Source organism: Mesorhizobium silamurunense (assembly GCF_014843825.1).
GTDB classification, from domain to species: domain Bacteria; phylum Pseudomonadota; class Alphaproteobacteria; order Rhizobiales; family Rhizobiaceae; genus Mesorhizobium; species Mesorhizobium silamurunense.
Map to the genome: position 1 here is coordinate 1 of NZ_JHQR01000348.1, position 25,371 is coordinate 25,371.

The 25,371-nt window shown below is 63.7% G+C and carries 23 protein-coding genes; 12 read left to right on the forward strand and 11 right to left on the reverse strand.

Annotated elements, in window-relative coordinates; translation table 11 throughout:
* Positions 1-128: 128 nt before the first annotated feature.
* Both yddG and DH10_RS32185 read right to left on the reverse strand, forming a co-directional pair.
* On the reverse strand, positions 129-1,016 hold the full coding sequence (gene yddG, locus DH10_RS32180; RefSeq protein ID WP_192251554.1) for an aromatic amino acid exporter YddG: 888 nt from the start codon (positions 1,014-1,016) through the stop codon (positions 129-131).
* Positions 1,017-1,099: 83 nt separating this feature from the next.
* Positions 1,100-1,891: a DUF3108 domain-containing protein gene (locus DH10_RS32185; RefSeq protein WP_192251557.1), complete on the reverse strand. Its 792-nt coding sequence runs from the start codon at positions 1,889-1,891 to the stop codon at positions 1,100-1,102.
* 253 nt (positions 1,892-2,144) lie between these two features.
* On the opposite strand from DH10_RS32185, the gene rpmB reads away from it, so the two are divergent.
* From rpmB to DH10_RS32205, 4 genes are all read left to right on the forward strand, one after another.
* Entirely contained in the window at positions 2,145-2,441 is a 297-nt protein-coding gene (gene rpmB, locus DH10_RS32190; protein WP_192251560.1) for a 50S ribosomal protein L28, read from the forward strand.
* Between the two features lie 111 nt (positions 2,442-2,552).
* A complete protein-coding gene (locus DH10_RS32195) occupies positions 2,553-3,239 on the forward strand; it encodes a queuosine precursor transporter (RefSeq protein ID WP_192251563.1) in 687 nt (228 codons plus the stop codon).
* A 58-nt stretch (positions 3,240-3,297) separates the two neighbouring features.
* Complete coding sequence (locus DH10_RS32200) at positions 3,298-3,963, forward strand: spermidine synthase family protein (protein WP_192251566.1); 666 nt, start codon at positions 3,298-3,300, stop codon at positions 3,961-3,963.
* A 215-nt stretch (positions 3,964-4,178) separates the two neighbouring features.
* A complete protein-coding gene (locus DH10_RS32205) occupies positions 4,179-5,957 on the forward strand; it encodes a GtrA family protein (protein WP_192251569.1) in 1,779 nt (592 codons plus the stop codon).
* A 68-nt stretch (positions 5,958-6,025) separates the two neighbouring features.
* On the opposite strand, the gene DH10_RS32210 is transcribed toward DH10_RS32205, so the two are convergent.
* The 4 genes from DH10_RS32210 to DH10_RS32225 form a co-directional block, all read right to left on the reverse strand.
* On the reverse strand, positions 6,026-7,048 hold the full coding sequence (locus DH10_RS32210) for an esterase-like activity of phytase family protein (RefSeq protein WP_192251572.1): 1,023 nt from the start codon (positions 7,046-7,048) through the stop codon (positions 6,026-6,028).
* Positions 7,045-8,943: a cobaltochelatase subunit CobT gene (cobT, locus tag DH10_RS32215; protein ID WP_192251591.1), complete on the reverse strand. Its 1,899-nt coding sequence runs from the start codon at positions 8,941-8,943 to the stop codon at positions 7,045-7,047. The genes DH10_RS32210 and cobT overlap by 4 nt, the downstream gene beginning before the upstream one ends.
* Before the next feature lie 51 nt (positions 8,944-8,994).
* Positions 8,995-9,981: a cobaltochelatase subunit CobS gene (cobS, locus tag DH10_RS32220; RefSeq protein ID WP_192251607.1), complete on the reverse strand. Its 987-nt coding sequence runs from the start codon at positions 9,979-9,981 to the stop codon at positions 8,995-8,997.
* Between the two features lie 123 nt (positions 9,982-10,104).
* Positions 10,105-10,728, reverse strand: coding sequence for a J domain-containing protein (locus tag DH10_RS32225; RefSeq protein WP_126097644.1), 624 nt, complete (start codon positions 10,726-10,728; stop codon positions 10,105-10,107).
* A gap of 136 nt (positions 10,729-10,864) precedes the next feature.
* Between DH10_RS32225 and DH10_RS32230 the strand changes: the two genes are divergently transcribed.
* Positions 10,865-11,167, forward strand: a complete 303-nt coding sequence (locus DH10_RS32230) for a BolA family protein (protein ID WP_192251610.1) — start codon at positions 10,865-10,867, stop codon at positions 11,165-11,167.
* On the opposite strand, the gene DH10_RS32235 is transcribed toward DH10_RS32230, so the two are convergent.
* Entirely contained in the window at positions 11,168-11,980 is an 813-nt protein-coding gene (locus tag DH10_RS32235; protein ID WP_192251613.1) for an alpha/beta hydrolase, read from the reverse strand.
* A 330-nt stretch (positions 11,981-12,310) separates the two neighbouring features.
* Here DH10_RS32235 and DH10_RS32240 point away from each other — a divergent pair, with 330 nt between their 5' ends.
* The 4 genes from DH10_RS32240 (at position 12,311) to DH10_RS32255 (ending at position 17,748) form a co-directional block, all read left to right on the forward strand.
* Positions 12,311-12,676 (forward strand): hypothetical protein, encoded by a 366-nt coding sequence (locus DH10_RS32240; RefSeq protein WP_192251616.1) that lies wholly within the window; start codon positions 12,311-12,313, stop codon positions 12,674-12,676.
* A 219-nt stretch (positions 12,677-12,895) separates the two neighbouring features.
* The gene (locus DH10_RS32245; RefSeq protein WP_192251619.1) at positions 12,896-14,845 is read left to right on the forward strand and encodes a PrkA family serine protein kinase; all 1,950 of its coding nucleotides are present in this window, start codon (positions 12,896-12,898) and stop codon (positions 14,843-14,845) included.
* Positions 14,846-14,864: 19 nt separating this feature from the next.
* Complete coding sequence (locus tag DH10_RS32250) at positions 14,865-16,175, forward strand: YeaH/YhbH family protein (protein WP_192251622.1); 1,311 nt, start codon at positions 14,865-14,867, stop codon at positions 16,173-16,175.
* 28 nt (positions 16,176-16,203) lie between these two features.
* Positions 16,204-17,748 carry a SpoVR family protein gene (locus tag DH10_RS32255; protein WP_192385752.1) on the forward strand — a complete coding sequence of 515 codons (1,545 nt, stop codon included), beginning with the start codon at positions 16,204-16,206 and terminating at the stop codon, positions 17,746-17,748.
* A gap of 163 nt (positions 17,749-17,911) precedes the next feature.
* Here DH10_RS32255 and DH10_RS32260 read toward each other — a convergent pair whose 3' ends face one another.
* The 4 genes from DH10_RS32260 to DH10_RS32275 all read right to left on the reverse strand — a co-directional run bounded on the left by DH10_RS32260 (position 17,912) and on the right by DH10_RS32275 (position 22,834).
* Positions 17,912-19,906 (reverse strand): protein-L-isoaspartate(D-aspartate) O-methyltransferase, encoded by a 1,995-nt coding sequence (locus tag DH10_RS32260; protein ID WP_192385753.1) that lies wholly within the window; start codon positions 19,904-19,906, stop codon positions 17,912-17,914.
* A 308-nt stretch (positions 19,907-20,214) separates the two neighbouring features.
* Positions 20,215-21,105 (reverse strand): HlyC/CorC family transporter, encoded by an 891-nt coding sequence (locus tag DH10_RS32265; protein ID WP_192251636.1) that lies wholly within the window; start codon positions 21,103-21,105, stop codon positions 20,215-20,217.
* Complete coding sequence (gene aroB / locus DH10_RS32270) at positions 21,102-22,223, reverse strand: 3-dehydroquinate synthase (RefSeq protein WP_192385755.1); 1,122 nt, start codon at positions 22,221-22,223, stop codon at positions 21,102-21,104. The genes DH10_RS32265 and aroB overlap by 4 nt, the downstream gene beginning before the upstream one ends.
* The gene (locus tag DH10_RS32275) at positions 22,220-22,834 is read right to left on the reverse strand and encodes a shikimate kinase (protein WP_192251642.1); all 615 of its coding nucleotides are present in this window, start codon (positions 22,832-22,834) and stop codon (positions 22,220-22,222) included. Before DH10_RS32275 ends, aroB begins: the two co-directional genes overlap by 4 nt.
* Before the next feature lie 207 nt (positions 22,835-23,041).
* Here DH10_RS32275 and DH10_RS32280 point away from each other — a divergent pair, with 207 nt between their 5' ends.
* The 3 genes from DH10_RS32280 to DH10_RS32290 all read left to right on the forward strand — a co-directional run bounded on the left by DH10_RS32280 (position 23,042) and on the right by DH10_RS32290 (position 25,169).
* Positions 23,042-23,194: a histidine kinase gene (locus tag DH10_RS32280; RefSeq protein ID WP_192251645.1), complete on the forward strand. Its 153-nt coding sequence runs from the start codon at positions 23,042-23,044 to the stop codon at positions 23,192-23,194.
* Positions 23,195-23,204: 10 nt separating this feature from the next.
* Positions 23,205-24,119 (forward strand): site-specific tyrosine recombinase XerD, encoded by a 915-nt coding sequence (locus DH10_RS32285; RefSeq protein WP_192385757.1) that lies wholly within the window; start codon positions 23,205-23,207, stop codon positions 24,117-24,119.
* A gap of 99 nt (positions 24,120-24,218) precedes the next feature.
* The gene (locus DH10_RS32290; RefSeq protein ID WP_192251651.1) at positions 24,219-25,169 is read left to right on the forward strand and encodes an acetyl-CoA carboxylase carboxyltransferase subunit alpha; all 951 of its coding nucleotides are present in this window, start codon (positions 24,219-24,221) and stop codon (positions 25,167-25,169) included.
* The last annotated feature ends 202 nt before the right edge of the window (positions 25,170-25,371 follow it).

The window sequence follows — 25,371 nt, forward strand, 5'->3', positions numbered from 1 at the left end:
CAGCGTCTTCGCGGCGGAGCGGGCGAGGCGCGGCGAAAGCTCGAGCGCAAGGACGTAAATCGCGGCGGCGGCGATTGAGAACAGAAGCGTCGCATTCGGGTTGGCCTCGATGCCGCCCGGAAACGGCATCATGCGCTTGCTCCGCCGGTCGCCGGCTTGCGCAGCAGGAGCGACTTCGCGGCGAGCGCCGCCCCGCCGGTGATGAGCACGCAGGCCAAAAGGATGCGGAGCGACGGCTCGGCTACGCCGGCCGCGATCAGCACCAGCGTCGACAAAAGCGGCGCGGCATAGCTTGCCGCCCCCAGCACCTGGATGTTGCCGCGCTTGACGCCGATATCCCAGGCATAGAAGGCGGCCCCCACCGGCATCAGGCCGAGCCCGACGACCGCCAGCCATTGGCCCGGGCCGTCGGGCAGCACGGTTTTTTCGAGCAGCAGGTGGCAGGCGAGCGAAAGCACCGATGTCGCGGCACAGAACCAGGTGACGATGGAGGTCGGCACCGACGGGAAGCGTCGCGACAAGAGCGAATAGGACGACCACAGCAGCGCGCAGACGCCCGCCACCGCATGGCCGAAGGCGTAGCGCGCGTCGAAGGCGAGCCCGCCGCCCTTGGTGACGATGAGGAAAGTGCCGGCAAGGCCGAGCAGCGCGCCGACGACATGGTTCCAGGCGAGCCGCTCGCCCGGCATCAGCGCCGAGCCGAGCACGATGAGCAGCGGCCACAGATAGGCGATCAGGCTCGCCTCGACCGCCGGCGCGTTGCGCAGCGCCGTGAAGTAGAAAAAGTGGTAGCCGAACAGACCGGCAATCCCGATCAGCCACACCTGCGGCGGAATCTTCTGGCTCTTGTCCGGAGCCGGCATCATCAGCCTGGCGGCAAGCCCGACGCAGGTGCCGATGGCGAAGGTGATGGCCGACAGCAGGAACGGCGGCACCTGCCCGGAGGCGTCGGTGAGCAGTGCAAGCAGCGCCCACATGGCGACCGCCGAGAAACCGATCAGTGTTGCGCGCCCCATACTTGTCCCCGGCGGCGCGCCGCGGCGCCCTTAGCAATTCCAGGTGCCTGGCGGTTTTCCGTCCAGAATTGCGTAAAAACAAACTAGTTCACTGCTTCAAACCGTCTCGCGCTTATGGTCAGCGGACCGATCTGGGTCCCGACCGTGGCGCGGATCGGCGCATATACGCCGGATTGGCCGAGCGGTGCAAATGTCACCATCATGCGGCTCTTGTTCTTGAGGAACTCAAGCGCCTTGCGGCCCTTGCGATAGCCCGCCACCGGCTCGAAGCCCATCTTGCAGGTAACGGTGTCGCCCTTGTAGCCGGGCACCGAGATCGAGCCTTTCGAGGCATAGGTCAGCGACAGGTTGGCGCGCATCTCGCCATCGTAGAATTTGACGGTCCGGCCGCAGACCTTGTCCAGGCTGTCGGCATGGATGACGGTGGCCGCCATCGGATCGAGCACCGATTTCAGGTCGCCGGCGCCGACCGGCACCCAGCTCTTGGGATCGCGCTTGCCCGGCCCTGGAAGGACCTTCGTCGAGGAGACGTCGCCACCGGCGAAGCGTATGTCGACCACCGATGCCTTCTTGCCGGAGGTGTAGTCTGCCCGGAAGGCCTGCGGCCGCATCTGCTGGCCCGAAATCGTGCCTTTCGACGAGATCGTGCCCTTGGTGTCGTCGAACAGCTTGGCAATGCCCGCGGCGGAGACCGTGCCGTTGATGGCGTAGTTGTCGCCGTCGTAACGGCTGGAAAAAGTCGCCCTGGCGACCGAAAGGCCAAGGAAAGACACCGTATATTCGCCCTTGAAGGACTGCGGCGAGGCTGCGGCAAAACCCGACGTCGGCACGGTGACGGCAAGCAGGGCGGCAAAGGCTTGGGATGATCGAAGCATGGCGGGCAGTAAGTCCTTGATACGGCCGGAAACGCAAAGGTTCCAGCTTGGCAATCCCTTCGCGAAGGGCTTATAGGGCGAAATCCGGCCTTTATATGGAGCGCGCTTCGCCATCCCGCACTTGCCGGAGCTTGACGCCGTGGCGAAATGCAACTATGGAACGCCAACTTTTCCAAAGGCCGCCTGACCGAGACCGCGCGCCGCCTGGCGCGGGCAGAATGGTTTGGCAGGTTAGAACTGAAGGTTAGACAAGATGTCCCGCACCTGCGAGCTCACTGCCAAGGCAGTCCAGACCGGCAACAATGTGAGCCATGCCAACAACAAGACCAAGCGTCGCTTCCTGCCGAACCTGGTCAATGTGACGCTGATTTCCGAAGTGCTGAACCAGAACGTTCGCCTGCGCATTTCGGCCAACGCGCTGCGTTCGGTCGAGCATCGCGGCGGCCTCGACGCGTTTCTGGCCAAGGCCGACGCCAAGGAGTTGTCGCAGCGCGCCCGCCTGCTCAAGAAGCAGATCGCCAAGAAGCTCGCCGAGCAGTCGGCCGCCTGAAGCGCCCTTTTCAGGCGGGGACGACCGCCTCGAGCACCGGCCCCAAACTGGTGCTCTAATGAGCGAGCGTCGACATGACGCTCAGCTGGTTCCATTACCCAGGATAAAAAAATGACCTTCCTTTCACGATACCTGCCCTTCGTGGCCGCCATGGCGCTCGTTGTCGTGGCGTCGAATATTCTTGTCCAGTTCCCGATGCAGGGCCAGATCGGCGGCCTGTCGCTGGCCGACCTGCTGACCTGGGGCGCCTTCACCTATCCTTTCTCCTTCCTGGTCACCGACCTCACCAATCGCCGCTATGGCCCTGCCGTGGCGCGCAAGGTGGTGTTCGTCGGCTTCATGACAGCGGTGGTCTGCTCGATCCTCGTTCCGCCCTTCCTGTTCCGCCACGGCCTGATCGAATTCGAGACCGCCGCCGACCGGCTGGTGCGCATCGCCGCAGCTTCCGGCGCAGCCTTCCTCTGCGCGCAATTGCTTGACGTGACCGTCTTCAACCGGCTGCGCCGGCAGAGCTGGTGGCGCGCGCCGATCGTCGGCACGCTGGTCGGCTCCGTGTTCGATACGGTGATCTTCTTCGGCGTCGCCTTCTCCGCCGCCTTCGCCTTTGTCGGACCCAATGACAGCTTCGCGCTGGAAACGGCGCCGCTGATGGGCGTGCTGCCTGTCGAGGCCATGCGCTGGGTCTCCTGGGGCCTCGGCGATCTCTCGGTCAAGCTGATCATCGCGGTGGTGGCGCTGATCCCCTACCGGCTACTTGCCGCCCGCTGGAGCCAGCCAGCAGTCGCGGTCTACCCATGATCCCGCAAAGTGAGGCCCGGTTTGCGGAAAAGATCATGGCCAGACAAAGCGCGCGCCCGTGATCCCCTGGGTTCAGCTTGATTCAGCCCGCACGCCCGACGGCGCTCAGGAACTTCGCCTGAAGCGGCGCGGCGCCGAATTCTCGATCATGCTGGGCACCAACGAGCTGATGAACAGCCGCCTCAGCGGCTCCGAGGAGGCACTGGCCAGGCTTTCCTGTGAGCGGATCGCCGGCCGCAGGCAGCCAAAAATCCTGATCGGCGGGCTTGGCATGGGTTTCACGCTGCGCGCCGCTCTTGCCGCGCTTGGCGGCGACGCCGCTGTCACCGTTGCGGAACTGGTCCCAGAGGTCGTCGCCTGGGCGCGCGGCCCGATGGCCGAGATCTTCGACGGCTGCCTTGACGATCCCCGCGTTACCGTTCGCGTGGCCGATGTCGGGCACGCTATCCGCTGGGACGTGTGGGACGCCATCCTGCTCGACGTCGATAACGGTCCGGAAGGCATCGTCTACAAGGGCAATGACGCGCTCTACGGCACGGCCGGCCTGGCTGGTGCCCGCGCGGCACTCAAATCAGGCGGCGTGCTTGCGGTATGGTCGCAGGGACCGGATAGCGGCTTCACGCGGCGGCTGAAGCAGGCGGGCTTCGTGGTCGAGGAGATCAAGACGCGCGCCCACGGCAAGCGTGGCGCTCGTCACGTCATCTGGATCGCCACCAACGGTTAATGCATGTCGCCCAAAAGTGTGCAGCGGTTTTGGGCGACATGCATTAAAACAAAGACTTAAAGCGCGTCGCTCGAATCCGTTTCGACGTGACGCGCTTTAGTCACGGGCGACAGCAGGGCGATAAGCCGCCCGACGCACGTCATTCCAGCGGCTTTACCCTTTGTTACGGCCGATGATGCAGGATCGCCAAAACGATCCAGGACAGCGCCGCCAGCATGACCACCCAGGGCACCGGTTGGAAACATGACCTCCTGCTCGCGCTTTGCGCGACGCTGCTCGTGCTGGCGATCAATGCGGTCTCCGGCTTCCCGACGATCGCGGATCTTGGCGCCGACAACGACAGCATGCTGCGGTTGGTCGAGGTCCGCGACCTGCTGGCCGGCCAGAGCTGGTTCGATCTTCACCAATACCGGATGGGCCTGGCAGGCGGCTTCTCCATGCACTGGTCGCGGCTGGTCGACACGCCGATCGCGCTGATCATCCTCGCCTTCCATGCGCTGGGCGCCAGCACGGCCGCCGCCGAAAGAGCGGCGCAGATCATCTGGCCGCTCTCGCTCCACGGGCTCACCATATTCGTCATCCTGCGCGCCTCGCGGCGCTTTGCCGGCGCCGACGTGGCGATGCCGTCGCTGGTGCTCGCGACCGCGGCGCTGTTCTTTCTCGGCATTTTCAACCCTGGCACGCTCGACCACCACAATGTCCAGCTCCTGCTGACGGCGGCCAGTCTCTGGTTGCTGATGGAGGCTCCCTTCTGGCGGCCAGCCGCCCTTCTGTCCGGCCTGTGCGCGGGCCTCACGCTGGCTGTCGGCATGGAGACCGCGCCTTACGTGGCCGCGCTTGGCGCTTGTGCCGCGGTGCTCTTCATCCTCGACCAACGGGAGCGCCTGATCGCGCGCGGCTTCGGCATCGGATTTGCCGCGACAGGTTCGGTGGTCCTCGTTGCCACCATACCGCCGGCGGCCTGGGGCGTGGCCCAGTGCGACGCCTTCTCGGCCTTCCAATTCGTCATCGCGGCGCTGTCGGGCTTCGGCCTGGCGGCGATTGCCGCTCTGTCCGGGCAATCGACGGCCAGGACACGGTTCGTCTCAATGTCCGTCTTGGCCCTGGCGGTCGGGGCCGTTGCGATCGTGCTCTTCCCGCAATGCCTGGCATCGCCCTATGCCGGCATGGATGAGCGCGTTCGCACCTATTGGCTGAACGACGTCGTCGAGGCGCAGCCCTTCCTCAGTGTGGCCGTCAATCAGCCGAAGCTGATGGCGGCGCGCTATGTGACGCCCTTCATCGCGATCCTGTTGATCGGCCTTCGGCTGCGCGGCCGCCGCCTGCGCCGCGAGGAAGCCCTTGCCGCCGTGCTGTTGATCCTTGCCTTCGTCGTCAGCCTCTGGCAGGTGCGCGGCTCGACCTTCTCGGTCGCCTTGGCTGTGCTGCCGCTCTCGACCTGGATCGCCGGGATCCGCATGCAGGCAAGCGCCGCGCAGTCATGGCGCGTCTCCACCCGCATCGCGGCGGCATGGCTGGTGTCGCTCAACGCGACCTGGGCCGGCGTTGCGGTCGCCGCGCAGTCCGTGGTCCAAAAAGGGCCCAGGGAGATCAACTCCGACGCGGACCATGCGCTGACCTGCGGCAAGGCCGCAGACTTCAGCGAGCTGGCCGCCATGCCTGCAACCACTGTGCTTGCCTCTTCCAATCTGGGCTCCGCCATAGTGATGTTTACCGGCCACAGGGCGTTGGCCGGCCCCTACCATCGCAACGTCGGCGGCAATCTCGCCATGCTCGACGCCTTCATGGGAACGCCGGACGCCGCCCGCGCCATCGTCGAGCGCGAACATGTCGGGCTGGTCGCCATATGCCGCGGCAATTCGGAAGAGCTGTCGCTCGCCGCCGAGGCTCCCACAGGCCTGGCCGCCCGACTGTTGAAGCGGGACGTTCCCGACTGGCTGGAATTGGTGAGCTCTTCGGCGAACAAGCCGGTCGAGATTTACAAGGTCCGCTGAGGATCACGGCAATTTCAGGAAAAGCGTAGCGGTTTTCCGCCCGGAATTGCCCAAAAACCAAGCCTTGCTCAGTCCTGATGCAGGATGAATTCCAGGTAGAGGTTTCGCTGCAGGATCGACTGGTTGTCGTCCGACACCAGCGACACCATCAGCGCACCGTCGTCGCGGGTCCAGACGTCGAGCCCTTCCATATTGTCGATCTGGTAGCCCATATCGGCTTCCATCAGCACCGGGCCGTCGGCGACCGCGCCCTTCTCGACGCTCTCGCCATAGATGCGCCGCAGCCGCATCTTCACCCCGCGCGCCATCGAAAAGCTGCGTTCCAGCAGAAGCAGGTCGCCATCGGGCAGGAAGGCGCCATCGGTGATGTCGAAATCGCCGTTGCGCTTGACCGTGAAGACGCCCCTCCTCGGTCCCTCGATGATGGCGGCATAGATGTTGCCGGCCTTGTCGAGGCTCTTTTCCGAAACCACGACCAGGCCGCCCTCGTGCTGGCCGTGGGGATTGGCATGCGTGACCGTCTCGAAGCCGCGGTTCTGGCGCAGCTCCCGGGCCGGGACAAGATAGTCGAGCGTCTCGAACGGCGCCTTCATGTCGTCGGGGTCGATCTTGAACTGGACGACGCGCTGTTCGCGCTCGAAGCCGACGGTGGCGATGCCGTTCTTCACCGCCAGGCCTTCGGCGTCGACCTCCCATTTCTTGTCGATCGGCTGGCCCGAAGCGTCGACCATTTGCTGCATGCGGAAATTCGACACGCCCGAGGGGCGCTTGTCGGCATCGTGAGTGACGGTGCCGAAGAACCAGAAGCCGGTGTCGGCGACGCCGATGAAGTCGCTGCCGGGCTTGAGGAAGCGGAAAGCCGACAGCGCGCCGAAATCGCGCGACGGCGAGGTCATCTCCAGCCCGCCGACAAACTCAAGCGGCCCGAACTGTTTCTGGTCGCGGCCGACGCGGAACTCTGTGATCGGCCGCGCCGAAATCTCGATTGCCTCGACCGGAGCTCGCTGGGTCGCAATCGCCGGCGAAACAACCGCGCAGGTCAGCACGCTGGCGAAAACCGTCCGCCGGAATCCGCCTCGCGAAAAGGTCATCCGGCGCGCCGCAAGCCGCCGCGCCGCGTGTCGCGCGCGCTCTCCTCGCCGAACAGCGATGCCAATTGCTCGGTCATGGCGCCCGCGAGTTCCTCGGCATCGACGATGGTGACGGCGCGGCGATAGTAGCGGGTGACGTCGTGGCCGATACCGATCGCAAGGAGCTCCACCGGCGAGCGCGTCTCGATGAGATCGATCACCGCGCGCAGGTGCCGCTCCAGATAGTTGCCGGGATTGACCGACAAGGTGGAATCGTCGACCGGCGCGCCGTCCGAGATCATCATCAGAATCTTGCGCTGTTCCGGCCGGCCGATCAGCCGGTTGTGCGCCCAAAGCAGCGCCTCACCGTCGATGTTCTCCTTGAGCAGGCCCTCGCGCATCATCAGGCCGAGATTGCGCCGCGCGCGCCGCCACGGATGGTCGGCGGACTTGTAGATGATGTGGCGCAGATCGTTGAGCCGACCCGGATTCGGCGGCTTGCCATCCTTCAGCCATTTCTCGCGCGCCTGCCCGCCTTTCCAGGCGCGCGTGGTGAAGCCGAGGATTTCCACCGAAACGCCGCAGCGCTCCAGCGTGCGCGCCAGAATGTCGGCGCAGGTCGCGGCAACCGTGATCGGCCGCCCGCGCATCGAGCCCGAATTGTCGAGCACCAGCGACACCACCGTGTCGCGGAACTTGGTGTCGCGCTCCTGCTTGAAGGACAGCGGCTGCATCGGATCGATGACGACGCGCACCAGTCGCGCCGGATCGAGATAGCCTTCCTCCAGGTCGAAATCCCAGGAGCGGTTCTGCTGCGCCATCAGGCGACGCTGCAGCCGGTTGGCCAGGCGGCCAACGACGCCGGAGAGATTGGCGAGCTGCTTGTCGAGGAAGGCGCGCAGCCGGTCGAGCTCCTCTTCCTCGCACAGGTCCTCGGCGCCGACCGTCTCGTCGAAAGCGGTGGTGAAGACCTTGTAGTCGATTTCCTTCGGCAGGTTGAGGAAGGGATTGTCGTTGCGGCGCGCTTCGCCCGGCGTCTCGGCGTCGGAATCGTCCTCGTCGGAGAGATCGTCCGATGTGGCGTCGGTCGCCTCCGTCTCGGCAGAGTCTTCCTCGTCGGCAGAGGCTTCGGCATCTTCGGACTGCGACTGCTCCGAGCCGGAATCGTCCTCGCCGCCTTCCTCGCTCTGCTCCTCGCCCTGCTGCTCGTTTTCCTCGTTGTCCTCGGAGTCTTCCGTCTCCTGGTCGTCGCCGAGTTCCTCGGCCATTTCCATGGAGACTAGCATGTTGCGCACGACGCGCGCGAAGGCCTGCTGGTCGTCGAGCTTGGACGACAGGCCGTCGAGGTCGCCGCTGGCCTTCTCCTCGACCCAGGGGCGCCACAGATCGACCAGCCGCTCGCCACTCTTCGGCACGGCGCGGCCGGTCAGCTTCTCGCGCACCATCAGCGCCACCGCCTCCTCGAGCGGGGCGTCGGCCTTGTCCTTGACGTCGACCAGGTTTGCCTTGGCGTATTTGTCCTCGAGCATCGAGCCGATATTGTCGGCCACGCCCTGCATGGCGCGGCTGCCGATCGCCTCGACGCGCGCCTGCTCGACGGCATCGAAAATAGCTCGCGCGAGCTTGCCTTCCGGCGCCAGCTTGCTGTGGATGCGTTGATCGTGGCAGGCGCGCTTCAGCGCCATGGAATCGCCGATGCCGCGGGTGATCGCGATGTCGTTGCGGGAAGCCTTCTTGGGCAGTTCCGGCAGGCGGGCGCGGTTGCCGGCCAGCGCCGGCCTGTCCTTGGCGAAGCCGACCTCGAGGTCCTTGTCGCCGGCGACGGCGCGCATGCAGACGGTGACGGCGCGCTTGAAGCTGTCCGCTTCAGACCCGTTCTTCGGCTTGTTGCGCGTGTTGTCGCCCGGACCCGCCATCGATCATTCCCTGCGCGTTTTGGCCCGAAAGGCCAAGCCTCCCGGCACGCGCTACCCCAGCACCACGTTGGCGGCGCTCTCCGGCAGGTCTTCGCCAAAGGCGCGCTGATAGAATTCGGCCACCACCGAACGCTCCAGCTCGTCGCACTTGTTGAGGAAGGTCAGCCGGAACGCCATGCCGATATCGCCGAAGATCTCGGCGTTCTCGGCCCAGGTGATGACGGTGCGCGGGCTCATGACGGTCGAGAGATCGCCATTGATGAAGGCCGAGCGCGTCATGTCGGCGACGCGCACCATCTTGTTGACGATCTCCTTGCCCTTGCTGTCGCGATAGTGCTTGGCCTTGGCCAGAACGATCGAGACCTCGTTGTCATGCGGCAGGTAGTTGAGCGTGGTGACGATCGACCAGCGATCCATCTGCGCCTGGTTGATCTGCTGCGTGCCGTGATAGAGGCCGGTGGTGTCGCCGAGGCCGACCGTGTTGGCGGTGGCGAACAGGCGGAAGGCCGGATGCGGACGGATGACGCGGCTCTGGTCGAGCAGCGTCAGCCGGCCCGAGGATTCCAGCACGCGCTGGATGACGAACATCACATCCGGGCGGCCAGCGTCGTACTCGTCGAAGCAGAGCGCCACATTGTGTTGATAGGCCCAGGGCAGGATGCCGTCGCGGAACTCGGTGATCTGCAGGCCTTCCTTGACGACGATGGCGTCCTTGCCGACGAGGTCGATGCGGCTGACATGGCTATCGAGGTTGACGCGCACGCAGGGCCAGTTGAGCCGCGCGGCGACCTGCTCGATATGCGTCGACTTGCCGGTGCCGTGATAGCCCGCCACCATGACGCGGCGGTTGTAGGCGAAGCCGGCAAGGATCGCCAATGTCGTCGCCTTGTCGAACAGATAGTCCGGGTCGATGTCGGGCACATGCTCGGTCGCTGCCGAATAGGCGGGAACCACCATCTTGGAGTCGAAGCCGAATTTCTCCTTCACCGACACGGTCGTATCGGGCAGGTTGGCGATGTCGCGATCGACCTTGTTCATCACTATCAACGTCTCCACGGGCGAAACGCCGCGTTTCGCCGGCAATCGATTTTGTTCGGGGGCGGTCTTAGAGCCTTTTCCAACCTTATGAAAGTTGGAAAACGACACGGACCGTAGGGCCGCTCAGCACAATCCTGCTTGCTTGAGCACGCGATAGGCCTGCAGCACATCGCGGAACCGGTCTTCCGAACCTCTGTCGCCGCCATTCGCATCGGGATGGTGGCGTTTAACCAGTTCCTTATAGCGCGCCTTGATATCCTTGCCAGTCGCCTTTGTATCAAGGCCAAGCGTTTCCAGCGCCTTGGCCTCAAGCGGCTTTGCCTTGCGCTCGCGCACTTCCCGCGTTCCGCCGCCGAACAGGTTGAAGGGGTCGCGCATGCGGTTGTAGTAGCCGGCGCGCCCCGAACGCTGCTGCGCGAAATCGGGCGCCGAACGCATCCCGCCGCCATTGGCACCCATGCGCCAGGTCGGCCGGTGGCCGGTCAGCGCCTCCTTTTGGAAGCGGGCGATCTCGCTGTCCGACACGCCCGAGAAATAATTGAAACCCTTGTTGTATTCGCGCACATGCTCGAAGCAGAAGCGGAAATACTCGCCCTCCTTCAGGCGCCCGACCGGCGCGCGATGCGTGCCGGCCTCGCTGCAACCGTCCCACTGGCAGATCGGGGCGCGCGACTTCAGCTCGGCGTCCTTTTCCGGCCGGATGCGAATTTTCTCGAAATATTTGGGATACGGTTTCATCTCACCCATTTATGGGCTGTTCGCTGGTGCGAAACAAGAATTGACATTTCGCCGATGATCGCTCTAACCGCTGAATCACGGCTTAAAAGCGGTCGAAAGTGCAGATTTTGCGGCGGTGCCGCAGATGTGGTGAAGGAAAGCTCCGATGTCCATACAGTCGACGATGGAAAACAAGCTGAAGGCGGCATTTTCGCCGGAAAGGCTCACCGTCATCAACGAAAGCCATCTTCACGCCGGCCATCACCACGTCGAGCACGGCCACGAGGCCGTCTTCGACGGCACCGGCGAGACGCATTTCCGTGTCCGCATCGTCTCGCCGGATTTTGCCGGCATGAGCCGCATCGAACGCCACCGCGCCGTCAACCGGCTGCTTGCCGACGAACTCAAAGCCGGCGTGCACGCGCTGGCGATCGAGCCGGCCGCGCCTGGCGAAAAGACGCGCTGGTAACTACACGACCGTCGCCTTCAGGAAAGCCATGACCGCGGCGGTCAGCGCGTCGCCGTCCTCGCCGAAGCGGCGGTTGATCGCCATATGCGAATAGGCGCTGCCGTCGAACAGGGTGACCTTGGTGCCCCCTGCCCGTAGCCGGTCCGTTAGATCGCGGGCCGCGGCCGCGCGGATCGGCGCGTTCGAATAGGCGACGAACACGGGCGGATGGTTGGCCGTCCCGATATAGGTCGCGGGCGACAGCGCCCGCCACTGGCCTGGATCCGAAAACGCCTGCGCATAGACCGGACGCAGCTTGCCGCCCTGCGCCTTGGCCAGGGCCTCGATGTCATAGGCCTCGGTATCATCGAGCACCAGCGCGGCAACGCCGGGCAAGCCGCCGCGAAACCCCGTCAGCGCCGCGAGATGGCAACCGGCCGAGTGCCCCATGACCGCGACACGGTCGGGATCGCCGCCATATTTGGCGATATTGGCCCGCACATAGCAGTATGCCTTCTCGACGTCGCTCGCCTGGGTGGCGACATCGGCCGTGGGCAGCATGCGGTAGTCGATCGAGACGAACAGGAAGCCGTTGGCGAGCAGGAAGCCCGGCTTGGCATTGACGTTGTTGCGGTTGCCGAGCCGCCAGGCGCCGCCATGGATGAAGAAGACGACCGGATCGCCCTTGGCGCCCTCGCGCGCGTAGATGTCGAGCTTGGCCGGGCCATAATCGAGCGTCCGCGGCGCCGGCTGGCGCGGGCGCCAGGCCGAGGACGCAGCTGTCGGCAACAGCGCAGCAATGGACGCAAGGACAAAATGCCGCCGATCGATCATGATCATCTCCTGACCGCCCCTCTGCCCGACTGCCCTTCCGCAAAGCCGCCCTTCCGCAAAGAGTGCATGCGAGCGCGGCGGGCGTCCAGTTAAGGATTGTTCATCGGCCGCGCGGTTGGCTCGTCAACGGCGAGCCGGCAACCGCTTTCACGCCGTCAAATGCGCCGGCGCGCAACGCAGCCGCGTCAGCAGGACCATGGAACATTTCCCTGGTCTGGCAGTTTGATTGAGGCCCCGGCCCTGGAGGAAGCCCTCATCCATGCCGGGCGGATTATTAGTCGGACCGGAGAGCCGACGCCCTCGGCCGGCGCCTCCGAAGGGTGACCACCAATGACGATGACGTATCGAGCTCCAGCCGTGCGTGCCAACGGATGCTCAGGCCGTTTGCAGCGGCTGCGCCTGTTCCCGGCAATTGCGCTGGCGGCCTTCCTTTCGGCTCCGGCCGCCGCGCATCAGGCGCCCAAGGGCTGGCAGTATGACAGCTCATGCTGCTCGGGAATGGACTGCTACCAGGCACCTACCGCCGACGTGAAGGAAACGAAATATGGATACCAGCTCTCCACCGGAGAGCTAATTCCCTACTCCGACAGTCGGATCAAGCGCTCGCGTGACGAGTTCTTTCACGAGTGCAAGCCCGGCGGCGACGCGAAGTCTCAGCATTCGTTTTGCCTCTATGTCCCCGACCACGGCATGTAAGCGGGGGAAAAACTAAGATTCTTCTTGAAGCTCTCCCGGCTATCACCACCTTAAAGATTATGGGTGAGCATTCCGTCCGCATCGGGTGCTTTGAGACGTCGATGCCCGATTGCAGGCGCTCTCCTTCATGTGAGGGAACCACAATGCTTTCCGGCAGTTGAATACGAGACGAGCCGACTGGCCGACTGGAAGCCCGAGCGGCTCTGAGGGCAGAATATCATGCGAGAGAACCAATCCGACGTCTTCGATCTGTTTTCGGAGATTTACGCCAACGCGGCCCAGGAAGAGATCAGCCTTCAGCAATATCTGCTAGCCTGCCGCGAGGACAAATCCATGTATGCCTCCGCGCCTGAGCGGATGGTCGAGGCAATAGGCGAGCCGAACCTGGTCGACACCAGCAAGGATGAGCGGCTCGGGCGCATCTTCTCGAACCGTACCATCAAGGTGTACCCCTCCTTCTCCGATTTCTACGGAATGGAGGATACGATCGAGCGCATTGCCGGATATTTCCGCTATGCCTCGCAGGGTCTCGAGGAGCGCAAGCAGATCCTCTATTTGCTCGGGCCGGTCGGCGGCGGCAAGTCCTCGCTTGCCGAACGGCTGAAGAAGCTCATGGAACAGCGCCCGATCTACACGCTGAAGGCCGGCACTCAGATCAGCCCGATTTTCGAATCGCCGCTCGGCCTGTTCCACCCCGATCGGATGGGCGATCTGCTGGAAGACAAGTACGGGATAGCCCGCCGTCGCCTGAATGGGCTCATCTCGCCCTGGGCGGCCAAACGGCTCGACGAACTGTCCGGCGACATTTCCAAATTCAGCGTGGTCAAGCTGTCGCCGTCGCGTCTGCGTCAGATCGCCATCGCCAAGACCGAGCCCGGCGACGAGAACAACCAGGACGTCTCGGCCCTGGTCGGCAAGGTCGACATCAGGCAACTGGAAAATTTCAGCCAATCCGATCCGGATGCCTATTCCTACAGCGGCGGCTTGAACCGGACCACGCAGGGCCTGCTCGAATTCGTCGAAATGTTCAAGGCGCCCATCAAGGTCCTGCACCCGTTGCTGACGGCAACCCAGGAAGGCAGCTACAACGGCACCGAGAATTTCGGCGCCTTCCCCTATCAGGGCATCGTCGTTGCCCACTCCAACGAATCGGAATGGCAGCAGTTCAAGAACAACAAGAACAATGAGGCCTTCCTCGACCGCATCCTCGTGGTCAAGGTTCCGTATTGCCTTCGCATCACTGAAGAAAGGCAAATCTACGAGAAGCTGCTGCGCGAAAGCGATCTGGCAAACAGCCCCTGTGCGCCCGAGGTGCTGGACATTCTCAGCCGTTTTACGGTCTCGACCCGCCTTGCCGAGCACGAGAATTCGCCGCTCTACACCAAGATGCGCGCCTATGACGGCGAGAACCTCAAGGAAATCGACCCGAAGGCGAAATCGGTCCAGGAATATCGCGATGCCGCGGGCGTCGACGAAGGCATGACCGGGGTCAGCACGCGTTTCGCCTTCAAGATCCTGTCGCAGACTTTCAACTACGACACCAAAGAGGTCGCCGCCGATCCCGTGCACCTGATGTACATCCTCGAGGAGGCGATCAAGCGCGAGCAATTCCCCAAGGAAACAGAAGCCGCGTACCTCGAGTTCATCAAATCGGAACTTGCAGCGCGCTACGCCGAGTTCATCGGCCACGAGATCCAGAAGGCCTATCTGGAATCGTATAGCGAGTACGGCCAGAACCTTTTCGACCGCTATATCGCCTACGCCGATGCCTGGATCGAGGACCAGGATTACAAGGATCCCGATACTGGCCAGATCCTCAATCGCGAGGTTCTGGACAAGGAATTGTCGCAGGTCGAAAAGCCGGCCGGCATCGCCAATCCCAAGGATTTCCGCAACGAAGTGGTCAAGTTCACGTTGCGCGCCCGCGCCCGCAATCATGGCCGCAACCCGTCCTGGACGAGCTATGAAAAGCTCCGCGAGGTGATCGAGAAGCGCATGTTCGGCCAGGTCGAGGATCTGTTGCCGGTGATCAGCTTCGGCTCCAAGCAGGACAGCGTCACGGAGAAGCGGCACAACGAATTCGTGCAGCGGATGGCGGAGCGCGGCTATACCCAGCGCCAGGTGCGCCGGCTGGTCGACTGGTATATGCGCGTGAACAAGGCTGGCTGAGCAAAGCCCGAACGGTTCCATGCCGATCTTCATCGACCGCCGCCTGAATCCGAAGGACAAGAGCCTGAGCAATCGTCAGCGCTTCCTCCGGCGCGCCCGGGAAGAGCTCAAGCGCAGCATTCGCGACCATGTCCGGACAGGCCGCATCGCCGAGGTCGACCGCGAGCATGCCGTGCCGATGCCCCGGAAAGGCACCAGCGAACCGACCTTCGGCGACGCCAAGGACAGCGGCCAGCGCCAGCACATCTTGCCCGGCAACAAATCGTTCAGTCCCGGCGATCTGATCCCCAAGCCTGGCGGCGGCGGCGCGGGCTCTTCGGCGCCGGGAACCACGGAATCCGAAGACGATTTTCGCTTTGTGCTGTCGCGCGAGGAAGTGCTCGACCTCTTCTTCGAAGATCTCGAACTGCCCGATCTGGTCAAGCTCAATCTCAAGCAGATACTGAGCTTCAAGCCAAGACGGGCAGGCTTCACGGCAAGCGGGGCGCCGACCAACATCAATGTCGGACGCACGATGCGAAACAGTCACGGGCGCCGCATCGCGCTCAGGCGTCCCAAGCAGGCGGAACTGGACGCGATCGCCAAGCTGATTGCCGAGCTGGAATCGAAGCCGGCAAGCCCGGCAATACGCGAACGCGCCGCGGCTCTACGCAAGGAGCTTGACCTGCTTGAGCGCCGGCGCAAGCGAATTGCCTTTGTCGACCCGGTCGACATCCGTTTCAATCGCTTCGACCCCCAGCCAGTGCCGAATGCGAGCGCGGTCATGTTCTGCCTGATGGACGTCTCTGGGTCGATGGGGGAGCGCGAGAAGGATCTGGCCAAACGCTTCTTCGTGCTGCTGCATCTATTCCTGACGCGACGTTATGAACGCACCGAGATCGTCTTCATTCGCCACACCCACGAGGCCAAGGAGGTGGACGAGCATACGTTCTTCTACCATACCCAAAGCGGCGGCACCGTCGTCTCCACGGCGCTCGAGGAAATGCATCGCATCATCGAGCAGCGCTATCCGGTCGCCGAATGGAATATCTATGCCGCCCAGGCTTCCGACGGCGACAATTTCGCCACCGATTCCGAGCGCTGCATAGAACTCCTCGACCGCAAGCTCATGCGCCTTTGCCAGTATTTCGCCTATGTGGAAATCATCGACGAGCGCGAAAGCCACATTTTCGGCTCGACCGAGAACGGAACGTCGCTCTGGCGCGCCTACAACGCCGTCGACGGGAAATGGCCGAATTTCCAGATGAGGCGCATCGCCGCTCCGGCCGATATCTATCCGGTCTTTCGCGAGCTCTTCGCCAGGCAGCCTGCGCTGCGCAAGAGTGCGTGAGGACACTGGGTCGATGGGATAGGAGCCGATGGTCAGTCAAGCGCGCAAATCCGAACTGCTGTTTTCCGGGTCGGACTGGGATTTTGCGAAACTGTCGCGCGTCTACGAAGAGATCGAGGCGATAGGGGTCGAAGAGCTTCGCCTCGACATCTATCCGGTGCAGATGGAGGTCATTTCCTCCGAGCAGATGCTCGACGCCTATTCCTCGGTCGGCATGCCGCTGATGTATCGGCATTGGTCGTTCGGCAAGCATTTCCTTTACAACGAGTTTCTCTACCGCAAGGGCGCGCGCGGTTTGGCCTATGAACTGGTCATCAACTCCAACCCCTGCATCGTCTACCTGATGGAAGAGAACACCATGGCCTTGCAGGCCCTGGTGACGGCCCATGCCGCGCTTGGCCACAACCATTTCTTCAAGAACAATCATCTCTTCCGGCAATGGACGGACGCGGGAGGCATCCTGAGCTATCTGGACTTTGCCAAAAGCTACATCGCCCGATGCGAGGAACGGCACGGCCTGGCGGCCGTGGAGGCGGTGCTCGATTCCGCCCACGCGCTGATGGAGCAAGGCGTCTTCCGCTACCATCGTCCGCCGAAGCTGTCGTCGGAGCAGCAGCGCGAAGGGCTTCGCGAGCGCCTCGAATATGAGGAGCGCTCCTATAATGATTTGTGGCGCACGCTGCCGCCGTCGCAGGGAAGGAACAAGCCAGAGGCAGCGGACGAAAGCCTTGCCGAGCGGAAGAAATCGCTCAATCTGCCCGAGGAGAACCTGCTCTACTTCCTGGAGAAGAACAGCCTGGTGCTCGAGCCCTGGCAGCGCGAGATCATCCGGATCGTGCGTGTGATTGCGCAATATTTTTACCCGCAGCGGCAGACCCAGGTGATGAACGAGGGCTGCGCCACCTTCGTGCACTACACGCTCATGTACATGCTTTTCGATCGTGGCCGCATCAGCGAAGGCGCCATGCTCGAGATCCTGCGCAATCATTCGAACGTGGTTTTCCAGCCTGCCTTCGACGATCCGCGTTTTTCCGGCATCAATCCCTATGCGCTGGGTCTCGGCATGATGCAGGACATCCAGCGCATCTCGACCGAGCCGACCGCGGAGGACCGCGACTGGTTTCCGGACATCGCCGGCCGCGGCGACTGGCGCGACACCTTGCTCGATGCCTGGGCCAACCACCGTGACGAATCCTTCGTCCGCCAGTATCTGAGCCCCGCCCTGATCCGGAAATGGCGGCTCTTCGTGCTGGCCGACGGCGCGGACGAGCCGCACTACGAAGTCGCCTCGATCCACAACGAGCGCGGCTACAGCAAGATACGGTCCGCGTTGGCCCAGAGCTACGACGTGGGTGCGAGCCGGCCCGATATCCAGGTGGTTGACGTCGACCTTCTGGGAGACCGGCATCTGCGGCTGCGGCACAATGTCAAGGACGGCATCCTGCTCGAGGACGAAAGCCGCGACGCGACCCTGCGCCATATCCGACGCCTATGGGGCTACGACGTCAGCCTGGCGGCAATGGATGCTGAAACCGGCGCGACGCTCAGCGAGCGCTCGACAAAGGAACTTTGAGATGGTTCCCGGTTGCACCAAGGCGCCCGGCAAGTTGCGTCTCAAGGAGCCACCTACAAATTCGTGCAGGCGATCTGCTATCCCGGCTTGACGATTGGCGGATTTGCCGGGATCGGCGGCGTCGTCGCGCTCGCGGTCCTGCTCTACGTGACGCCGCAACCCTCTAAAGGCCGAACGGATAGGTATCGGGAACGCCCGCCACTGCATGCTCCGGTCCAAGCGGCGTTACCGCTTCTGTTTCGTCGAACCAGACGAAGGCATCGAACTGCTGTGCAAGCGACACATCCGCATAATGGCTGCGCAATTCGGTTTCCGACCGATAGATCACGCCAATAAAGCGCTCCAGCCGGCGCTCGAGAAGCCGGCTCCGCAAGGGTTCATCGCGCCTCAGGTCGAGCAGGAAGCGCGCGACGCCGCAATCGTGGCAGAGCCGCTCGTAGCTGTCGCCATGCGAAGGCCGCACTGCTTTCACTTCCATTTCGCCGTCCCAGTCCGAGGCTGCGGCAACGGTCCCGGAATGGGTGCCAAAGCCGATCAGGGCCACCTCGTTGCCGAATTGTTGCCGGCAGAGCTGGCCGATGTTCACCTCGTCCCGGACGATCCCCATTTCGGTGTAGCGGGCATCGCCGATGTGGGAATTGTGTGCCCATACCACCGCCCTGGCATCCGGGCCACGCGCCGCCAGCAGATGCTCCAGCGTCTCGAACATATGCGTATCGCGCAGATTCCACGATTGCGGGCCGCCATAGTACATGATGCGATAGTAACGCTCGGCCGAAGCGATGAGCCGGGCGTTTTGCGTAGCGTCGAACAGATCGGCGCCATCGCGCTCGGCGTGTTCGAGCTGCCTTGCCAGCAGGTCGCGGCACTGTTGCAGCACGGCCTCTTCGCATTTCTGATAGCCTTCGGTCAGCGCGGCGCGGCCATAAGTGGAAGGTTCACTCTGCCACGGCGTCAGGCAGCCATAGCGTTCACGGGCGACGCCTGCCGCTTGCGGATCGACGCGATCGAGGTATTTCAGGACCGCTGCGATGGATCCGCTCATGTTGTAGATATCGAGGCCATAGAAGCCTGCCTGACGGGACGATAGCCTGACGCGGCCGTTGTATTCTCGCTGCCACGCGACAAAGGCCGCGACATCCGTGTTGCGCCACATCCAGGTGGGAAATCTCTGGAATGGCGTATCTGGGCTGGCTGAAGCGGCGCGGTGGCGGACGTAACGGTCGATCGCCGCGGCATCGGGCCAGTCGGCCTCTACGGCCACAACAGTGAAGCCGTGCTTTTCGATGAGTCTGCGGGTAATCGCGGCGCGGGCCCGGTAGAACTCGGACGTACCGTGGCTGGCCTCGCCCAGCAGGACAACGCGCCGATCGGCAAACCGGTCGAACAACGCGCCGAATGCCGGATCATCGAATTCCGGGAGCGGCTCGGCCGCCGCGGCGATCATCTCCGGCAGGCTTCGGGCGCGGGCACGGCCGACAAGATGGCCGGTCGTGGCGAAGTTGCTGCCTTCAGGCCAGCCCTGCTCGCCGATCAGGGGAACAAATCTTACGCCGCCGAAATCCTCTTCGCTGTAAGTCGCGGCTCCTGTTCGCACGACCTTCAGAAGCCGCTGCTCATCCGGCTCGTCGCCGATTGGAATGACCAGCCTGCCGCCGACGTCGAGCTGTTCCTGCAGCGCAAGCGGTGCGCCTGGTCCGCCCGCCGCGACCAGGATGGCATCGAAAGGAGCTGCTTCGGGCCAGCCCTTGGTGCCGTCGCCGGTCCGCACCTCGATATTGCCGTAACCCAGCTTTTTGAACCGTTGCCTAGCCGTTTCAGCCAAGCCGGGGTGACGCTCGATCGTATAGACATGGTCGACGATGCGGCTCATCACGGCGGCCGCATAGCCGGAGCCCGTACCGACCTCAAGGACATGGTCCCCCGGCTCGAGCCCGGCCATGTCGATCATGAAGGCGACAATATAAGGCTGCGATATCGTCTGGCCGTCGGCGATCGGCAATGGCCCGTCTTCATAGGCGAATTCTTCAAAGCCAGGCTCGACGAACGCTTCACGCGGAACCTCGCGCATCGCGTGCAGAATCTCCCGATCGTGGATGCCACGGCGGCTGATGTGGACGTCGACCATTCGATTGCGTTCACGAGAAAGATCGAGCATTTTTTGCCTCCTTGGGGAACGCCGAGGCACTTGACCGCTATGTTTCCCGGGCTTGCGGCGGCGTCTTGAACGCGCTTCTCACGGATTGCCTCTCCAACTCATGCGAGGCCTCATGGTTCCGCGGCGGAGCCAGCGCTTGCCGCGCACCAAATCCGTTGTCGGCTCAATCCGGGGGGCTCAGTTGGACCGGATGATCCTAGCCGGTCGTCAATGAGCTCGTTGCCCTTCGGCAGGCTTTGCGGAAAATGGCGTAACGCAAGGCGAAGATCGCCATTTGCAGGCCGGTATCACCTGAGTATCAACGCGCCTTAACCCTCGCCGGCGGGACGGATCCTCAACCTCGCAATGCGGTTCTTGTCGCGCTTCATCACGACGAAACGCTTGCCGTGGAAGGTGAAGGCCTGCTTTTCCTCGGGGATCGTCTGCGTCTCGTGGATGACGAGGCCGGCGATCGTCGTCGCCTCCTCGTCCGGCAGATCCCAATCGAGCGCCCGGTTGAGGTCGCGGATCGGCACCGTGCCGTCGACGACGACCGAGCCGTCGGCCTCCTGCTTGACGCCTTGCATGTCGACATCGTGCTCGTCGGCAATCTCGCCGACGATCTCCTCGATGATGTCTTCCAGCGTCACCAGCCCTTCCATCTCACCATATTCGTCGACGACGATGGCGAAATGCGCCTTGCGGCGCAGGAAGGCGTTGAGCTGATCCTGCAAGGTGGTGGTGTCGGGCACAAACCATGGCTTCGACGCGATTTTTGTCACGTCGATCTTGGAAAAGTCGTTGCCGACCTCGTTGAGCGCCCTGAGCAGATCCTTGGCGTGCAGCACGCCGACGATGTTGTCGAGCGTGCCTTTCCAGAGTGGCATGCGGGTGTGCGGGCTCTGCAGGATCTCGCGCACCACCATTTCCGGCGGATCGTCGGCGTTGACCGAGCGCATGTTGGTGCGATGGACCATCACGTCCGAAACCTCGAGCTCCTCGAGATCGAACAGCGCGCCCAGCCGGTTGCGGTCCTCGCGCGCCTGCCCGTTGCGGCGGGTGTCGTCGCCGTTCTCGTCCGGCTCATCGTCCTCGGGCGCCGTCGGCTCGATCGGCTGCAGACTGTAGCCGAGCGCCGCGAACAGAGGGGTGCGCAAGAGAAGCGCCAGCACGATGATGGCGGCAAGGACGGCTGCGGCGATCCAGCCGGCGTCGATCATCCGGGATGGCTCGCCTTGAGGAAGGACAGCACTTCCGAGGGCGGCACGTCCTTGGCAATGAAGGCCTGGCCGACGCCGCGCGTCAGGATGAAGGTGAGCGCGCCGCGCGAGACCTTCTTGTCCTGGGTGATGAAGCCAAGCAGCGCCTCGGCATCCGGCAATTCGCCGGATATGTCGGCCATCCGCCAGGGCAGGCCGACGGCGCGAAGATGCGCTTCCACGCGCTCGGCATCGTCAGGGCTAGCCAGATTGAGGCGCGCCGAGAAGCGGTGCGCCAGCGCCATGCCGATGGCGACGCCCTCGCCATGGACGAGACGGGCGCCGTCGTAATTCGTGGCGGCTTCGAGCGCATGGCCGAAAGTGTGGCCGAGATTGAGCAGCGCGCGGTCGCCGGTCTCGAACTCGTCGCGGGCGACCACATCGGCCTTGGCCCGGCAGGCCTCGGCGATGGCTTCGGTCCGCTCCTGGCCGCCGGCGAACACTTTTTGCCAGTTCTCCTCCAGCCAGGCGAAGAAGCCGGGCCGGTCGATCAGCCCGTATTTGGCAAGCTCGGCATAGCCGGCGCGGAACTCGCGGATCGGCAGCGTGTCGAGCACGCCGGTGTCGGCCAACACCAGCTTGGGCTGGTTGAAGACCCCGACCAGGTTCTTGCCGCGTACGCTGTTGATGCCGGTCTTGCCGCCGACCGAAGAATCGACCTGCGCCAGCAGCGAGGTCGGCACCTGCACGAAATTCATCCCGCGCCGCACGATGCCGGCGGCGAAACCGGCAAGATCGCCGATGACGCCGCCGCCGAGTGCTATCACCACGTCGCGCCGTTCGAGCCTGGCGGCGAGCACGCCGTCGACGACCTCTTCGAGGTGGGCGAAGCTCTTGGTCTTTTCGCCGGCCGGCAACGTGATGACGGCGGCCTGGATGCCGCCTTTTTCCAGGCCGGCCCTCAGCGTTTCGAGATGCGCTGCGGCGACATTCTCGTCGGTGACGATGGCCGCCCGTGTGCCGGGAAGGCGGCCCGCGATTTCGGTTCCGGCGCCGGAAAGCAGGCCGGGCCCGATCAGTATGTCATAAGCACGGTCGCCGAGCCCGACCTCGACCTTCACCGGTTCGGCGTGGCTCACGGCTCTACCTCGTCGTCGCTGGTGGCGATTGCCGCGATCCCGAGATAGGCGCAAAGCGCGCACACCACCTCGCCGGCGATGACTTCCTTGCGGTCGTCGCGGGTCGAAACGGTGATGTCGGCCGTGGCATAGACCGGATAGCGCTCGCCCATCAGCTTCTCCAGCACGCCGCGCGGATCGGGATTCTTCAACAGCGGCCGGTTCTGCTTCTTCGAAACCCGCTCCATCAGGAGATCGAGATCGGCCTTCAGCCAGACCGAGACACCATGGCCGGCGACCGCCTCGCGCGTCTGCGCGTTCATGAAGGCACCGCCGCCGGTCGACAGCACCTGCGGACCGTTCTCGAGCAGCCGCAGGATCACCCGCTGCTCCAGCGCCCGGAACTCAGGCTCGCCATAGCGCTCGAACAGCTCCGGCACGGTCATGCGCGATACGCTCTCGATCTCCTGGTCGCTGTCGATGAAGGGCAGCGAAAGCATCGCCGCCACCTTGCGGCCGATCGCCGTCTTGCCGGCGCCCATCAGGCCGACAAAGACGATGGAGCGGCTGCCGAGGCACTCGAGCAGCGCGACACGGCCTTCGTCCGGCGGATTTGCTGGTAGCGCGTTCATGCGGAACCCTCTTTGCGCCGTATCGACATCAAAAGCCTGTTTGCGTCAAGCAGGGCCCCGCAGGCGGGCCTGATCGTGCGGCTTTCCTTCGAGAACCTTCGCCGACAAATCCTTTGCCCAAATCCTTCGTCCTTGAATTGGCCGGATTGGCGTCCCATAAGGGCACAGGGTTTGGAATCGCAGAACAAGAAGACGGGCGAAGATTGAATGCCGACATTGTTTCGGTTTGTCGTGACGCTGGCGGTTCTTGCAGGCGTCACCTATGGCGCGATGTTCGCGCTGGCGATGTTCGTGGAGCCGAAGAAGGCGGAAATGAGCGTGCGCATTCCCGCCGAAAAGCTCAATCCGAAGAAGAACTGACCCAGGCCAGATGAACAGCGCGGCCCGCATCGAAGCCTTTCTGGAGATGATGAGCGCCGAGCGGGGTGCGGCCGAGAATACGCTGTCCTCCTACCGCCGCGACCTGGAAGACGCCTCCGAAGCCATCGGCGGCGGACTGGCGGGAGCGGGAGCGGAGAATATCCGCGCCTATCTCGACGACATCGCCGCGCGCGGCTTCGCCCCGACCTCGCAGGCGCGCAAATTGTCGGCAATCCGCCAGTTCTTCAAGTTCCTTTACGCCGAAGGCCTGCGCGGCGACGACCCGACCGGCACGCTGGACAGTCCGAGGAAGGGCCGGCCGCTGCCGAAGACCATGACCGAAGCCGAGACCGGTCGCATGCTCGACCGTGCGGCGGAGGAGGCGGGCGGCGGCGCGCCGGACGATGATCGGCTGGCGGCGCTACGCCTGCACGCGCTGGTCGAGGTGCTCTATGCCACGGGCCTGCGCGTTTCCGAATTGGTCGGCCTGCCGGTGACGGTCGCGCTGCGCGACGACCGTTTCTTCATGGTGCGCGGCAAGGGCGACAAGGAGCGCATGGTGCCGCTGTCGGCCAAGGCGCGCGCCGCGATGCGGGCATGGCTTTCGGAGCGGGCAACCAGGCCGGCCTTTGCCGACAGCCCCTACCTATTTCCCGCCTCATCTGATAGCGGCCATCTTTCCCGGCAGGTTTTCGCGCGCGATCTCAAAGGTTTGGCGGCGCGGGCCGGCATCGCCTCGGCCAAGATCTCGCCGCATGTTCTGCGCCATGCCTTTGCCAGCCATCTCCTGCAGAACGGCGCCGATCTTAGAGCCGTGCAGCAACTGCTTGGCCATGCCGATATCTCCACCACGCAGATCTACACCCATGTGCTGGAGGAGCGGCTGGTGCGGCTGGTCAACGATCATCATCCGCTTGCCGACTAGGCCTCATATCGCTATGTGAGGGCGACGTTCCACCGCCCGGAGCCAGCATTTCCATGGTTCCGCCAGCCATTGCCTTCCGACGGATCGGTCCGCCCAAGCATGTACAATTACCTCGATTTCGAAAAGCCGGTGCAGGATCTGGAGCTCAAGATCCTTGAGCTGAAGAAGCTCGCGGAGAACGGCGAGGCGGTCGATGTCGCCGACGAGATCAGCAGGCTGGAAAAGCGTTCGCGCGATGCGCTGCGCGACCTCTATAAGGCGCTCACCCCGTGGCAGAAGGTGCAGGTGGCCCGCCATCCGGACCGGCCGCACTGCCTCGACTACATCAAGGGCCTGTTCAGCGATTTCACGCCTTTGGCCGGCGACCGCAATTTCGGCGACGACCAGGCGATCGTCGGCGGCTTCGCGCGCTTCCGCGGCGAGCCGGTGGCGGTGATCGGCCAGGAGAAGGGTTCCGACACGGCAAGCCGCATAAAGCACAATTTCGGCTCGGTGCGGCCTGAAGGCTACCGCAAGGCGGTGCGATTGATGGAGCTTGCCGATCGCTTCAGCATCCCGCTCTTGACGCTGGTGGACACCGCCGGCGCCTATCCCGGCGTCGGCGCCGAGGAGCGCGGCCAGGCCGAGGCCATCGCGCGCTCGACCTCGGCCTGCCTGGCGCTGAAGGTGCCGTCGATCTCCGTCGTCATCGGCGAAGGCGGCTCCGGCGGCGCCATCGCGATCGCCACCGCCAACCGCGTCTACATGCTGGAGCACGCCATCTATTCGGTGATCTCGCCCGAGGGCGCGGCCTCGATCCTTTGGCGCGACACCACCCGTTCCAAGGACGCGGCGACCAACATGAAGATCACCGCCCAGGATCTTCTCGAAATGAAGATCATCGACGCCATCGTTCCCGAGCCGATGGGCGGCGCCCAGCGTGCGCCGGAAACGGTGATTGCCGCCACCGGCGACCTGATCGCCAAGACGATGAGGGACTTTGCCGGCGCCAACGTCGACTTCCGCGAGCAGCGCCGCGAGAAATATCTGGCGATGGGCCGCAGCCTTTAATCGGGCCGCTCGCGGTAAACTGTGGCGGCAACGAACAATTTCGCCACAAAAATGCCGCCGCATTCGGCTCAATGAAAATATCCGTGAGGGGTTGGCCGATGCTTGCGGTAAGGAATTTTCAAGGTTAACGGGCTTACGGTTCATTGGTGTTCAGCCTGCGGGCCAGGCCATGCCGAAGCCGTTGGCCCGAGAGAAAAGACGT

Excerpts from the sequence above, each read along its gene's own strand:
- yddG (WP_192251554.1), bottom strand. The coding sequence starts at position 1,016 with ATGGGGCGCGCAACACTGATCGGTTTCTCGGCGGTCGCCATGTGGGCG.
- DH10_RS32185 (WP_192251557.1), bottom strand. The coding sequence starts at position 1,891 with ATGCTTCGATCATCCCAAGCCTTTGCCGCCCTGCTTGCCGTCACCGTG.
- rpmB (WP_192251560.1), top strand. The coding sequence starts at position 2,145 with ATGTCCCGCACCTGCGAGCTCACTGCCAAGGCAGTCCAGACCGGCAAC.
- DH10_RS32195 (WP_192251563.1), top strand. The coding sequence starts at position 2,553 with ATGACCTTCCTTTCACGATACCTGCCCTTCGTGGCCGCCATGGCGCTC.
- DH10_RS32205 (WP_192251569.1), top strand. The coding sequence starts at position 4,179 with ATGACCACCCAGGGCACCGGTTGGAAACATGACCTCCTGCTCGCGCTT.
- DH10_RS32210 (WP_192251572.1), bottom strand. The coding sequence starts at position 7,048 with ATGACCTTTTCGCGAGGCGGATTCCGGCGGACGGTTTTCGCCAGCGTG.
- cobT (WP_192251591.1), bottom strand. The coding sequence starts at position 8,943 with ATGGCGGGTCCGGGCGACAACACGCGCAACAAGCCGAAGAACGGGTCT.
- cobS (WP_192251607.1), bottom strand. The coding sequence starts at position 9,981 with ATGAACAAGGTCGATCGCGACATCGCCAACCTGCCCGATACGACCGTG.
- DH10_RS32225 (WP_126097644.1), bottom strand. The coding sequence starts at position 10,728 with ATGGGTGAGATGAAACCGTATCCCAAATATTTCGAGAAAATTCGCATC.
- DH10_RS32230 (WP_192251610.1), top strand. The coding sequence starts at position 10,865 with ATGTCCATACAGTCGACGATGGAAAACAAGCTGAAGGCGGCATTTTCG.
- DH10_RS32235 (WP_192251613.1), bottom strand. The coding sequence starts at position 11,980 with ATGATCGATCGGCGGCATTTTGTCCTTGCGTCCATTGCTGCGCTGTTG.
- DH10_RS32240 (WP_192251616.1), top strand. The coding sequence starts at position 12,311 with ATGACGATGACGTATCGAGCTCCAGCCGTGCGTGCCAACGGATGCTCA.
- DH10_RS32245 (WP_192251619.1), top strand. The coding sequence starts at position 12,896 with ATGCGAGAGAACCAATCCGACGTCTTCGATCTGTTTTCGGAGATTTAC.
- DH10_RS32250 (WP_192251622.1), top strand. The coding sequence starts at position 14,865 with ATGCCGATCTTCATCGACCGCCGCCTGAATCCGAAGGACAAGAGCCTG.
- DH10_RS32255 (WP_192385752.1), top strand. The coding sequence starts at position 16,204 with ATGGTCAGTCAAGCGCGCAAATCCGAACTGCTGTTTTCCGGGTCGGAC.
- DH10_RS32260 (WP_192385753.1), bottom strand. The coding sequence starts at position 19,906 with ATGCTCGATCTTTCTCGTGAACGCAATCGAATGGTCGACGTCCACATC.
- DH10_RS32265 (WP_192251636.1), bottom strand. The coding sequence starts at position 21,105 with ATGATCGACGCCGGCTGGATCGCCGCAGCCGTCCTTGCCGCCATCATC.
- DH10_RS32275 (WP_192251642.1), bottom strand. The coding sequence starts at position 22,834 with ATGAACGCGCTACCAGCAAATCCGCCGGACGAAGGCCGTGTCGCGCTG.
- DH10_RS32280 (WP_192251645.1), top strand. The coding sequence starts at position 23,042 with ATGCCGACATTGTTTCGGTTTGTCGTGACGCTGGCGGTTCTTGCAGGC.
- DH10_RS32285 (WP_192385757.1), top strand. The coding sequence starts at position 23,205 with ATGAACAGCGCGGCCCGCATCGAAGCCTTTCTGGAGATGATGAGCGCC.
- DH10_RS32290 (WP_192251651.1), top strand. The coding sequence starts at position 24,219 with ATGTACAATTACCTCGATTTCGAAAAGCCGGTGCAGGATCTGGAGCTC.